The 13,331-nt window shown below is 74.2% G+C and carries 3 protein-coding genes; all 3 read right to left on the bottom strand.

Going from position 1 to position 13,331, the window contains the following annotated elements; all coding sequences use genetic code 11:
• Positions 1-26: 26 nt before the first annotated feature.
• Genes AB0F15_RS16795 through AB0F15_RS16785 form a run of 3 tightly spaced genes read right to left on the bottom strand, consistent with a single transcriptional unit; the run spans position 27 to position 13,145 of the window.
• On the bottom strand, positions 27-899 hold the full coding sequence (locus tag AB0F15_RS16795; RefSeq protein WP_360270797.1) for a TauD/TfdA family dioxygenase: 873 nt from the start codon (positions 897-899) through the stop codon (positions 27-29).
• A gap of 22 nt (positions 900-921) precedes the next feature.
• Positions 922-9,372 (bottom strand): amino acid adenylation domain-containing protein, encoded by an 8,451-nt coding sequence (locus AB0F15_RS16790; RefSeq protein ID WP_360270796.1) that lies wholly within the window; start codon positions 9,370-9,372, stop codon positions 922-924.
• Positions 9,369-13,145, bottom strand: a complete 3,777-nt coding sequence (locus AB0F15_RS16785) for an amino acid adenylation domain-containing protein (RefSeq protein WP_360270794.1) — start codon at positions 13,143-13,145, stop codon at positions 9,369-9,371. Before AB0F15_RS16785 ends, AB0F15_RS16790 begins: the two co-directional genes overlap by 4 nt.
• Between the last annotated feature and the right edge of the window lie 186 nt (positions 13,146-13,331).

Here is a 13,331-nt window from a genome sequence, read left to right as displayed (position 1 = left end):
GGCTCAGCTCCTCGAGAAAGGCGGGATCAGCCTTTGAGCGGGCCGCCGTTGATGGCGACGCGGTGCCCGAAGCGGGTGTGCGGGTAGTAGTCGTAGACCGCGTGGTGCTGGACGCAGCGGTTGTCCCAGAACACCAGCGTGTCCGACTCCCAGCGCACGCGGCAGGCCAGCATCGGCCGGTTCGGCACCACCGAGAACAGCAGGTCGAGCACCGCCTGGCTTTCGTCGGCCGACAGCTGCGGGATGCGCGAGGTGTAGGCCGGGTTGACGTACAGCAGCGGCCGGTCGGTCTCCGGGTGCCGCACCACCACCGGGTGCTCGCTGACCGGGGGTTCGTAGCCCTCGGGGATCTTGTGCCCGCGGAAGGCGTGCGCGCCGTCGTGGATCGCGGTCAGCCCGGTCAGCAGTTCCTTCAGCTTCGGAGACAGCATGTCGTAGGCGAGGTGCATGTTCGCGAAGAGCGTGTCGCCGCCACTGCCCGGCTCGGGCAGCCGCGTGATGTGCAGCATCGAGCCCAGCGACGGCTCGGCGTCGGCGGTGCCGTCGGCGTGCCAGCCGTTGCCGAACACGGTGGCCGACTCCGGCGCGGTCGCGACCTCGAGGATGTACGGGTTGCCGTGCTCGGGCGGCGGGTTCACCGGGCGCAGCTCGCCGAAGCTCGCCGCCAGGCGCTGGTGGTCGTCCGGCGTGATGTCCTGGTCGCGGAACACGAGCACGTGGTGGTCGAGGAACGCCGTCTTCAGCTCGGTGAGCTGCTCTTCGGTGAGCTCCCGGGTCAGGTCGAGGCCGGTGACCTCGGCGCCGATCACCGGGGTCAGGCCCCGCACCGCCAGCGTCCGGTAGTCACGCGCCGGCCGCGTCGTGATCGCCTTGACGGCGTCGAGTTCGTACTGCTCCATGGTTTCCTCTCCTCCGTGGGTCTCACAGTCCGATGGCCGCGGCCACCGCGGTGACGTGCGGGGCGCGCACGATGCCGTAGTGGGTGGCGGGCAGGGCGTGCCAGTGGCTCGGCTCGGGCAGCAGGGCGCGCCAGCCGCGACGATCGGCCACCGGCAGGCCGGGCTCGGGTTCGCCGGCCAGCCAGACGTGGCTGGGTGTCGTGGTCAGGCGGGGCAGTTCGTGCCCGGCCATGCTGCGCAGGTTCGCGCGGCACGCGCTCGCCAGCCGCCGGGCGTGCTCGCCCGCGGCGCCGCCGGAAGCACCCAGCTCGCGCTCGAACACCGCGGCCAGCTGGGCGTCGCTGTAGTCCGCCGCGCTCGCGCCGGGCGGCGGCGGGTCGATCAGGTGCAGCGCCCGCACCGGCTGCCCGGCGGTCTCGGCCTCGGCGGCCATGCCCGCGGCGACCCAGGCGCCGAACGACCACCCGGCCAGCTGCCAGGTGCGGCCGGGCCGTTTCGCCCGCAGGGCCGCGTGGTAGCGGCGGGCCCGGTCCGCGACGGACCACCCGGGCGGTTCCGGCCGGCCGAGCGCGGGGTCGGCGATCACGCACACGCCGAGTGCGGGGTCGAGGGCTTCGACGAGCGGCCGGTAGGCGTGCACGTCCCCGCCGACGGGGTGCACGAGACACACGGCCTCTTGCGTCGTTCCTTCGCGCCAGACCTGCACGACGACTTCGCCGGTGTCGGCGGCTTCGGAGAGCTTGGCCAGCAACGCGGTCATCGTCACCTCCGGGCCGAGCCAGGCGAGGTCGAGGTCGACACCGTAGAGCCGTTTCACCGAGTCGACGACGTCCAGCAGGGTCAGGGAGTCGGCACCCAGGTCGTACAGCGGCACATCCGGGTCGAGTTCGGCGATGCCCAGGAGGGCGCGCACCTCCTCGGCCAGGTCCGCGCCGGCCACGGACGTCGGTGCGGCCGGGGGCGTGGTGTCGCGTTCGTGGAACGTGCGGGCGGTGTCGAGGCCGGTCGTCGCGACCAGCAGCTGGGGCAGGCCCGACCCGAGCGCGCGGGCGAAGGTGCGGCGGCCCTCGTCGTCGGTGAGGCCGACGGCCAGGTGCGCCTGGTGGCGCGCGTCGGTGTCCAGCGCAGTGACGGCCATGCCGCTGTCGCGCCAGACGTCCCAGCCGATGGCGAGCCGGGCGGTCGGGCCGTCGAGGTGGGCGAGCGCGTCGAGGAACCCGTTGGCGGCGGCGTAGTCCAGCTGGCCGGTGCCGCCGAACTGAGCCGACAGGGACGAGCAGTAGACGACGTAGGCGGGCCGGTGGCGTTCGATGAGCTGTTCGGTGAGGAGGGCGCCGGCGAGCTTGACCGACTGGGTGCCTTCGCCGCGGGTGGCGATCAGGCCACCGTCCGGGTTCCCGGCCGCGTGCACGATCCCGGCCAGGGGAGTGGTGATCTCGCCGGCGGTGACGGTGGTGACGTCGGCGGCGAGGAGGTCGACGCGGTCCGCCCACGGCTTGAGCGCCTCGGGCAGGAAGGGGTGGCGTGCCAGCAGGATGACGCGGCCGGTGGTGCGGGTCAGCAGTTCTTCGGCGATGGCGGTGCCGAGGCCGCCGGTGCCGCCGAGGATCAGGTGGGCGCCGTCGGCGGTGACCGGTTCGCCGTCGGTGACCGCGGCGGTGTCCTGGACCCACCAGAACCCGTTCCGGAGCGCGACGCGCCCGGGCGGGGTCGGGCCGGTGAGCAGGTCGGCGAGCGGGTCCAGGTCCGGGGTGGGGAGGTCGGCCCAGTGGCCGGGGACGCCGCTTTCCTGCGGGCCGACGGCGGTCACCCCGGCGAGCAGCCCGGCTTCGGGGCGCGTGACGGTGGTGTTCGCGGGCGCGGCCCCGGCGGACACCCACCAAGTCCTCAGTGGACGGTCGTGGCCGGCGCGCAGCAGCGCGGCGGGAGCGTCGAGGCAGGCCCGTTTCGCCTGGGCGAGTGACTCTTCGGCGACCGGCCCGGTGATGGTGAGGGGCAGGGTGTGGAGCCAGTCGATGTCCGCCGGGGCCAGCGTGTCGAGGACCTGGCGGAGCTGGGCGGTGTCGGCGGGGTCGGCTTCGAAGGTGTCGGGGCCCAGGCGGGCGAGGTGCGCGGCGGCGTGGACCCGGACGACGCGGGGGTAGGCGGCGTCGAGCGCGGGAGCGGTCAGCGGCCCCGTACCGGAGATGACGAGGACCCGGCCGGTGGGCCGAGCTTTCGCGGCCCGGCGCAGCCGGACCCAGACCGGCTGGTGCAGCCACTCGCCTTCGGGCCGCCGCGCGACGTCGGCGCGCCGCGGGAAGTCGAAGTCCCGGGCGGCGAAGGCGGGCGGCGGGAAGTCCCACGGCGCGGGAGCGGCGGACCGACCCCAGTCGACGGACGCCCCGGCCAGCCACGCGGCAGCCGCCCAAGCGGCACTTTCACGTGAAAGTGCCGCTTGCGCTGGTCGTGAAAGTGCCGCTTGGGGCTCGGCTGTGTGCAGCCAGGAGACCGCTGTGGCCGCGTCCTCGCAGGCGGCGGCCAGGCGCCAGCGGCCCGGTGGGCGGCCCGACTGCAGGTGCCGGAGAACGTCCACATAGGACTCCGGGTGCGCCGTCAGGTAGGAAGCCACCCGGGTGGCCTCGATCCGCAACGCCGCGGCGCTGCGAGCCGAAAGCACCAGGCACCGCACGGGCTCCGGGCGTGGCACCGGCACCGGGCGGACCTGCTCCAGCACCACGTGCGCGTTCGTGCCGCCGATGCCGAAGCTGCTCACCCCGGCCACCCGCGGTCCCGCCGGCCACGGCTCGGCCCGCGTCGGCACCCGGAACGGGCCCAGGTCCAGGGCCGGGTTGGGGGCGCGGAAGTCCACCGTCGGCGGGAGCACGCCGTGGTGGACGGCCAGGGTCGCGCGGATCAGGCCCACCACCCCGGCGGCCGCGCCCAGGTGGCCGAGCTGGCTCTTCACCGACGACAACGCGCACGCCGACGCTTCGGGCATCGCCTCGCGCAGCGCCGCGACCTCGATCGGGTCGCCCAGGCGCGTGCCGGTCCCGTGCGTCTCCACGTATCCGACGTCCGCGCCGGACCGCCCCGCCCGGCGCAGGGCCGCCCGGATCGCCGCCCGCTGCCCGGCCGGGGAGGGGGCGCTGTAGCCCTGCTTCACCGCGCCGTCGTTGGTCAGCGCCGAGCCCGTGATCACCGAGTACACCGTGTCGCCGTCGCGGCGGGCCGCGCTCAGCGGCTTCAGCACGACGACACCGACGCCGCTGGCGCCCACCGTGCCGTCCGCGTCGTCGCTGAACGGGCGGCAGTGCCCGTCGGCCGAGAAGATGTGCTGCGGCCGGTACCGGTAGCCCTCGGCCAGCGTCACGTCGACGAGCACCCCGCCCGCCAGCATCACGTCCGCCTCGCCGCCGCGCAGCATCGCGGCGGCCTGGTGGACGGCGACCAGCGAACTCGAGCACGCCGTCTGGGTCGTCAGCGCGGGACCGGTCAGGTCGAGGTGGTAGGCGACCTTCGTGGCCAGGAAGTCCTTTTCGTGGTGCAGGGCCAGCTGGAAGCCGTCCGGCAGCGCGGCCGGGTCGGCTTCGCGCAGCAGCTGCTGGAAGTACGTGTTCTCGCCGCAGCCCGCGATGAGCCCGACCCGGCCACCGGACGTGGTGAGCCCGGCGTGGGCGAGGGCTTCGACGCAGGCCATCAGCAGCTGCCGCTGCTGGGGATCCATCAGGGCCGCGTCGCGGTGGCTGATCCCGAAGTGCTCCGGATCGAACGCCAGGGGCCGCTCCAGGAGACTGCGCGCGCCGACCAGGCCCTCGGCGGCCGGGAACTCCTCGATCCCCCGGCGCCCGGAGACGACCAGGTCCCAGAACGCGGCCAGATCCGGGGCGCCGGGCAGCCGCACCGCCATGCCGACGACCGCCACCGGTTCGTCGCTCACGCCCTGCGAAGGCATCGAGGCCGCGGCTGGACCGTGGTCGAGGTGCCGCGTCAGGTCCCGGAGGGTGACGTGCTCGAAGAGGTCGGCCACGGTGAACCGGTAGCCCGCTTCCGCGCAGCGCAGGTGGAACCGCATCAGCGTGAGGCTGGTGGCGCCGGCGGCGAAGAACGGCTCGTCCGGGCCGATCGGCGCCCCCGCCACCTCCTCGAACAGCGCGGCCAGCTCGCCCGACGGAGCCACCGACGTCCGGTGCAGCTCCGTGCCCGGCGTGCCGGCCGCGGCGTCGCGGTCGAGCTTCCCGCTGGGCGTGCGCGGCAGGGCGGCCACGACGCGGAAGCGGTCGACCCGCGCGTGCGGCGGCAGCAGCGGCCCGAGGTGGTCCGCCAGCTCCGCCGCCGACGGCGTCCGGCCGCACTCCAGGACCGCCGTCAGCCGCCCGTCTTCGGCCGTGACGACCGCGTTGACGACGTCCGGGTGCCGCAGCAGCGCCGCTTCCACCTGCCCGAGTTCGAGGCGGTGCCCGCTGAGCTTGACCTGCCGGTCGGCGCGGCCGTCGAAGTGCAGCAGGCCGGCGCGGTCGAAGTGCGCGAGGTCGCCGCTGCGGTAGTACAGCTCCGGCAGCTCGGCGAACTTGTCGTCGGCCGCGTCACCGAGGTAGCAGCGGTTCGCCGCGAGACCGCCGATCAGCAGCTCGCCGACCTGCCCGGGTGGCACGGGAGTGCCCGACGCGTCGGTGACCCGCAGGACCGCGTTCGCCACCGGCCGGCCGATGGCCGGGCGCTCGGGCCACTCCGCGGGATCGCCGTCGAGGGTCAGGGCGCTGACGACGTGGGTTTCGGTCGGGCCGTAGTGGTTGTGCAGGCGCGCGCCGGGCAGCCCGGCGAACCAGCGGCGGATCGACGGCGTGCACACCAGCTGCTCGCCGGCGGTGATCACGTCGCGCAGCCGCGAGGGGTACCGGCCGAGCCGGACGCCGTGCTCCGCGAGCAGCTGCAGGGCCACGTACGGCAGGAAGATCCGTTCGATCGACGCGGTTTCCAGCTGCGCGAGCAGCGCCGGGACGTCGTGGCGCCATTCCGGGCGGACCAGGTGCAGCCGTCCGCCGCCGCAGAGGGTCGTGAAGATCTCCTGGAACGACACGTCGAACGAGAGCATCGAGAACTGCTGCGTCGCCGCGGGCGGGAGGTCCTGCCACTGGACCAGGTTGGCCAGGGTGCGATCCGGGACGCGCACGCCCTTGGGCGCGCCGGTCGAACCCGAGGTGAACAACGTGTAGAGCGGCCGTCCGGCGTGCCGTGCGGCGACGCCCGGTACCGGGCCCTCGGTCAGCCTGACGATCCGCTGCTCGAAGCCGGTCTCGAAGGATTCGCCGGGGGCGAGCAGGACGCAGCGAGGCCGGACGCGGTCGAGCATGGCGCGCACCAGCTCCGGCGGGTACGCCGGATCCAGGGGCACGGCGGTGATGTTCCGCCGGGCCAGCGCGAGGAGCGCGACGACGTGCTCGGCCGACGGCCGGAAGTACAGGGCGATGTCGGTGGCGTCCTCGGGCAGGGTGGCGGCGAGCCGGGCCGCGTGCGCGTCCAGTTCGGCGTAGGTCAGCGTCGTGCCACCGATCAGCGCCGGGGCATCGGGTGTCCGCGCGACCTGCCGCGCGAAGCCTTCGGCCACGGTCTCCCACGTCAGCTCGGCCACGGCGCCACGGCCGTGGTCGTGGCGGTCCGGAGTCCGGGCGTCGCCGTGCAAGGTCCGGTCGAAGACTTCGCCGAGGGCCGTCGCCTCGGCTTCGGTGAAGTGGCCTTCGCCGTACTCCCACAGGCAGTCGAAGCCGTCCGGCCGTTCCACCACCGACAGCGTGAGCGCGCACTTCGCCTCGCCCGCCTCGATCCACTGTGGACTGACCGGGCAGCCGGGGAGCCGCAGCGCCTCGAAGTCGGTGTTCTCCAGCACGAACAGGTAATCGAAGGCCGCGTAGCCGGGGTCGAGGTCGGCGAAGGCGACATCCTGGTGGTCCAGGGCTGCCCCCGCCGCCGTGCCGAGCCGCCGGAGCTGGGTGTCCAGGTCTTCGTCCGGGTCCACGGTCAGCGGCAGCCGCACGGTGTTGGCGAACATGCCGACGCTGTCCTCGAACTCCCGCACCGGCCGGTTCGCCACCGGCGCGGCGATCCGCGGCCGGGTCCGCCCGGTCACCGCGTACAGGCTCCAGGCGAACACGCCCAGGAGGAGCTGAAACCGGGTGAGGCCCAGCTCGGCGGCCCATTCGTCGACGCGCTCGCGGTCGATGCGAGTCGTGTGCAGCCGTCCGGCCAGGGATGCTTCGCCGAGCGGCTCGGCGTCGTCGGACCGCTCGGTCAGCTGGGCGCGGTAGCCGGGGGAGGCGAACCAGCGGGACTGCCACGTGGCGAAGTCGAACGGTGTGTGCGCGTCCCGTGGCGCGGCGCCGGACAGCTCCCGGAACAGGATGTTGAGCGACCAGCCGTCGACCGCGATGTGGTGCAGGCACAGCAAAAAGGTGCCGTCGGGCCGCCAGGCCGCGCGCAGCAGCCGTCCCGACGCGAGGTCGAACGGCGCGGTGAAGAAGTCGTCGGAAGGCTCGGTCCACGGGTCGTACGCCGGTTTCGCCACCTGCCGCAGGCCGTCGGGGGTGGCCTCGAACGCCGTGCGCAGCGCGGGGTGCCGCTCCACGAGAGCCTGCACAGCTCGGCGCAGCGCGTCGACGTCGGGTGCGCCGGCGACCCGGAACGCGAGCGGCACGTGGTAGGCCGTCGACGCCGGATGCCGTTGCTGCAGCAGCCAAAGCCGCTGTTGTTCACTGGTGGCGGGGGCGGTGGTCGCGGTGGTCGGTGCGCCCGGCTCCGGGTAGGCCGCCCCACCCGCCCCCGAGACCGCCGCGGCGAGATCGGCGAAGGTCCCGCGCTGCACGACCGACGGCGCGAGGTCCGCACCCCAGCGTTCCCGGAGCGCGAACCGCAGCCGCAGCGCCTTGAGCGAGTCGCCGCCGGACCGCAGCCACGTGTCGCCGGGATGAAGATCCGGGACGTCGAGAGTCTCCGTGACGACGGCCAGGACTTCGCGCTCCCACGCGGTCGCCTCGCCGCCGGTGTCCGGCCGCCACGGCGCGGACCCGCCGGCCAGGAGCGCGGCTTCGTCGACCTTCCCGTTCGCGTTCCGGGGCAGCTCGCCGACGCGGAACACGTGGTGCGGCCGCATGTAGGCGGGCACGGTTTCGGCCAGGTGCGCTTCGAACGCGTCGAAGGACAGCTCGCCCGCGACGACGAAGGCGAGCAGTTCGGCGGTGGCCGCGCGGCGCACGGCCACGTGCACCTGCCGGATCTCCGGGTGCGCGAGGAGCCGTTGCTCCAGCTCGCCCGGCTCGATCCGGAACCCGCGGACCTTGACCTGCCGGTCGGTGCGCCCGACGTAGGCGAACCGGCCGCCCGGCAGCACGCGGACCAGGTCGCCGGTGCGGTAGAACCGCGCGCGGCCCTCGTCCAGCCACGGCAGCCGGACGAACCGCCGCCCGGTCTCCGCGGGCAGGCCGCGGTAGCCGAGGGCGACCCCGGCCCCCGAGAGGTACAGCTCGGCGACCTCGCCTTCGGCGGCCACGCGCTCGTCCGGCGTCACCGCGACCGCGCCGGTGCCCGGGAGCGGCCGCCCGATCGGCACGACGTCGCCGTCGAAGCCGCGCGGGATGGCGTAGCTGAGCGCGAACGTCGTCGTTTCGGTCGGGCCGTAGCCGTTCTGCAGCCGGGTCGGCGACTCCGGGTTGGCGTGGTACCAGCGTCGGATCAGCGGGGCGTTGAGCTGCTCGCCGCCGATGACGACCCGGCGCACGGTGGCGAAGCTGCCCGGCACGGTCTCGGCGACGGCGTTGAACAGCGTCGCGGTCACGAACATCGTGTCGATGCGCTCGCGGACCAGGGCGTCGGCGAAGGCCTGCGGGTCGCGGACGGTGTCGTCGTCGAGGACCACGCACGTACCGCCGGTCAGCAGCGGCACCCACACCTCGAAGCTGATCGCGTCGAACGCCGGGTTGGCCAGGCAGGCGAAGCGCGCGCCGATGTCGAGCCAGCCGGGTTCGGCGAGGCGCAGGATCCCGGCGTCGCGGACCTCGACGCCCTTGGGTCGCCCGGTCGTGCCCGAGGTGGAGAAGAGGAACGACGCCGGCGCCGGTTCGGCGGGCGGACCGGCCTCGGCCGGCTCGGCCAGGAGTTCGGCCGGTGTGACGCCGGGCAGTTCGTCGCTGACGACGGTGGCCGCGCCCGCGTCGGCGAGGATGACGTCGCGGCGCGCGGGCGGGCTCTGCCGGTCCAGGGGCACGACCTGGCCGCCCAGCCGCAGGACGCCCAGCATCACCTGCACCAGCTCCGCGGACCGCGGCAAGGCGACGGCGACCGCGTCCCCCGGGTGGATTCCTCGGCGGGACAACGCTTCCGCGACCGTGGCCGCGCCCGCGTTCAGCCCGGCGTAGGTGAGGCGACGGTCGCCGTCGGACACGGCGATGGCGTCCGGATGCCGCAGCGCGCGATCGTGGATGCGGCGCGCGATCGACGTCATCGGGCCGCCAGCTCGGCGGTGATGAGCTTGGCCACCAGCGGCAGGGCGTCGCTTTCCAGCATGTCCCAGTGCCCGCAGTCCGCGGGGACCACCTCGAACTCGCCGCGTGCTCTGCGGCGCCAGAACTCCGCGGTGCCGGGGACGGTGTCCTCGCCGACCGCCTGCACGAACACCACCCGCGCCGCCGTCTCGCCCGGGTCGTGCTCGCGCGCGGTCAGCCGGTTGTGGTTGTACGTCCGGTGGTAGCGCTCGATCTGCGCGTCCTCGATCCCGGGGTACATCCCGTTGAACCGCACCAGCTTCTCGCGGAACTCGGCCGCCGGAACCGGACCGATGGCCGCCCGCGCGGCCGGGTCGTCGGTGGCGGTGGTGTCGAGCAGGACGACGCTCACCCGTGGGTGCCGCCCGGCCAGCCGCCTGCCCATTTCGTAGGCGACCAGACCGCCATAGGACAGTCCACAAAGGACGAGGGTCTCGTCCGGACGCGGATCGACGAGCCGCAGGTACTCCTCGGCCATCGCCTCGACGGTCGGCAGCGGCTCTTCGCCGGGGTTGAGCCCGGGGGACTGGATCCCGACGACCCCGGCGTCTTCGGGCAGCAGGGCGCTGAGCGGCAGGTAGCAGAACGCGGTCCCGCCCGCCGGGTGCACGCACACGACGCGGACCCCGCCGGTGCCGCGGCGGAACTCGATCAGGCTGCCCCCGTCCGGCGGCCGGTCCGCGCGCAGCAGCGCGGCCTGCGCCTCGATCGTCGGGTGCAGGATGACGTCCCGGATCGGCAGCTCGCGGCCGAACTCCGCACCGATGGCGTGGGCCAGCTTGATCGCCGAAATCGACGTGCCGCCGACGTCGAAGAAGTCGTCCGAGACGCCGATCCCGGGCTGCAGCAACAGGTCCTGCCAGAGGCGCAGCAGGGCCAGCTCGACCTGGTCGCGCGGGGCGGCGGTGTTGACGGCGGCGGGCGCGCTCGCCCGGGCGTGGGCCAGCACGGCGTCGCGGTCGAGCTTGCCGCTGCGGCTCGACGGCAAGCGGTCGAACTCGGCGAACACGGACGGGATCATGTAGTCCGGCAGCCGGCCGGCCAGCGCGGCCCGCCATTCGTGCGGGGTCCGGCCGCCACCGCCCGCGACACCGGCGAGGAGCCGGGGCTCGCCTTCGCGGTCCACCAGCACCGCGGCCTCCCGGACGCCGGAGACGGCCAGGAGCGCGGCCGTCACCTCGCCGGGCTCGATGCGGAAGCCGCGCAGCTTGATCTGGTCGTCGCGGCGGCCGGCGTACTCGGCGTCGCCGCCGGGCCGCCACCGGGCCAGGTCCCCGGTGCGGTACATGCGCTCGCCGGGCACGAACGGGTCCGCCACGAACCGCTCGGCGGTCAGGCCCGGCCGGTGCAGGTAGCCGCGGGCCAGGCAGTCGCCGGCCAGGAAGACCTCGCCGACCACCCCCGGCGGCACCGGGCGGAACCGCTCGTCCAGCAGGTACAGCCGCGATCCGGGCAGCGGCCGTCCGATCGGGGCCGGCCGGTCCACCGGCAGCGGGTCGAAGTGAGCGGTGGCGTAGAGCGTGGCTTCCGTCGGTCCGTAGCCGAAGCAGATCCGGAGACCGGGCAGGGCCGCGGCGAACCGGGCGAGCGCGGCCTCCGGGAGTGGTTCGACACCGGTGAGGACCTGCCGCAGGGCGAGCCCGTGCACGCGCGCCGGGTCCTCGTCGATCCACCGGACGTACGCGGGCGGCAGGAACGCCTGCACGATGCGGTGGTCCCGCAGCCACGCCATCAGCGCGGCCGGGTCGGGCCGGACGTCCTCGGGCACGACGTGCAGCACGGCGCCGGTGGTCAGGGGGAGCAGCAGTTCGTGCACCGAGGCGTCGAACCCGATGCTCGACCACGCCGACGTCGCTTCGCCGGATGTCGCGCCGAAGCGGTCCAGCCATTGGTCGAAGAGGGCGAGAACGCTGTGGTGGGTGACGGCGACCCCCTTCGGGCGCCCGGTCGACCCCGACGTGTAGATCACGTAAGCCGTGTCGCCGCGCTCGGGCGCGATCGGTCTCCGGGTCTCGTCGCCTTCGGCCTCGAGGTCGCCGACGTCGTCGCCGAGGACCAGCACCGGGCGCGCGTCCTCGACCATCGCCGCTCGCCGGGCGGCCGGCTGGGCCGGGTCGAGCGGGAGGTAGGCGGCGCCGGTCTTCAGCACGCCGAGGACCGCGACCACCAGCTCGGCCGACCGTCCACTGTGGATCGCAACGACCCGGCCGCGCCCGGCCCCGCGCCGGCGCAGGGCGTTCGCCAGCTTCGTGGCTCGGCGGTCCAGCTGACCGTAGGTGAGGGTCCGGTCGTCGCAGACGAGCGCGGGGGCGTCCGGGGTGGCGTCGGCGTGGGCGGTGAACCGGTCGACCAGCCCGCCCGGGCGCCGGCGCGGGCGCGGACCGGTGCTCCACGCGCGGAGGATCTCGTGGCGCTCGGCGGCGTCCAGCAGCTCGTAGCTCGTGAGGTCCGCTTCGGGACGCGTGGCCAGCTGGTCCAGCAGCCGGACGAGGTACCGGCCGTACCGCTCGGCGGTGTCGCGGTCGAAGAGGGCGACGGCGTAGTCGAGGTGCCCGAAGACGTCGCCGTTCTCGTCGGCGAGGTTGAGCGCGAGGTCGAACTTCGCGGGCGCGTACTCGGCTTCGAGGGGTTCGACGGCCACGCCCGGCAGCGTCAGGACGTCGTGCAGCGTCGGCACCCAGGCGAACATCGTCTGGAAGAGCGGGGTGTGCGCCGGGCTGCGCGGCGGGTTGACCAGCTCGACGACCCGTTCGAACGGCAGCTCGGCGTGGTCGATGGCGCCCCGCAGGGCGGCGCGGACCTGCTTGAGCAGCACGGCGCCGGTGCCGGCGGCGGTCAGTTCGGCGCGCACGGCCAAGGTGTTGACGAAGAAGCCGATCGTGCCGGGGTGCTCGCCGCCGGCGCCGCGGTTGGCGGTGGGAACGCCGACAACGATGTCAGACTGCGCGGAAAGCCGGGACAACAGGATGAACCAGCAGGCCAGGATGGTGGAGTACAGCGTGACGCCGTGTTCGCTCGCCACCGCCTTGAGCCTCGCCGTGAGGTCCGGGCCGAGGGAGACCGGCACCCGCGCGCCGCGGAAGTCCTGGCGGACCGGGCGCGGCCGGTCGGCGGGCAGCTCCAGCACGGGCGGCACGCCGTCGAGCCGGTCCCGCCAGTACGTCTCGTGCGGCGCCGGGCCTTCGCCGGCCAGCCAATCCTGCTGCGCGTGGGCGTGTTCCCGGTAGGGGCACGCGGGTGGGAGGTCCGCGGCGGTGCCGCTCAGCTGAGCGGCGTAGAGGACACCCAGCTCGCGCAGCAGGAGGGTGCGGGACCAGCCGTCGAAGACGACGTGGTGAACGGTGATCAGCAGGACGTGGTGCTCGTCGCCGTCGGCGAGCAGCCGGGCCCTGGCCAGCGGAGCCCGCGCGAGGTCGAACGGCTCGAACGGGTCGCTCCGCCGCAGCTCGGCCGCTTCGCCCGGCCGCCCGGCGACGTCGGTGACGGGGCAGGGAAGCCCGTGTCCGGCGGGTTCGACGACCTGCACGGGCCGGCCGTCGTCGACCACGATCCGGGTGCGCAGGGCTTCGTGCCGGTCGGCGAGAGCGTCGAACGCCCGCTGCAGCGCGTCACGGTCAAGGGGACCCCGCAGGGCGAAGGCCATGGTCTCGTTGTAGGCGGGGCCGGCCCCGTCGAGCTGGGAAACGGTCCAAAGTCGCTGTTGACCGGACGAAAGCGGCGCGGACACTCGCATCGAGGACGGCCTTTCCAGGCGGGGCGGGCGAACCGGTACTGCGTCGTGCCGTCGCGACCGAGGTCGGGAAACGCTTCCTGTCTGTCCAGGCAGTTAACACCACACCGTCGGGCGATGACGAGAGGTGATCGAAGTTTGCCCGTAAGTCCCTTCGGATGGTGCCCGGTACGGGCTTGCGCTGTCGTC

Origin of the sequence: Amycolatopsis sp. NPDC026612 (assembly GCF_040638285.1) — a bacterium.
GTDB lineage: Bacteria > Actinomycetota > Actinomycetes > Mycobacteriales > Pseudonocardiaceae > Amycolatopsis.
Note: the sequence above shows the minus strand (reverse complement) of the source record. Positions and strands in the feature narration are given on the sequence as shown.

What these genes read in the sequence shown, in the direction of transcription:
- AB0F15_RS16795 (WP_360270797.1), bottom strand. Translation starts at nt 899, where the DNA reads ATGGAGCAGTACGAACTCGACGCCGTCAAGGCGATCACGACGCGGCCG.
- AB0F15_RS16790 (WP_360270796.1), bottom strand. Translation starts at nt 9,372, where the DNA reads ATGACGTCGATCGCGCGCCGCATCCACGATCGCGCGCTGCGGCATCCG.
- AB0F15_RS16785 (WP_360270794.1), bottom strand. Translation starts at nt 13,145, where the DNA reads ATGCGAGTGTCCGCGCCGCTTTCGTCCGGTCAACAGCGACTTTGGACC.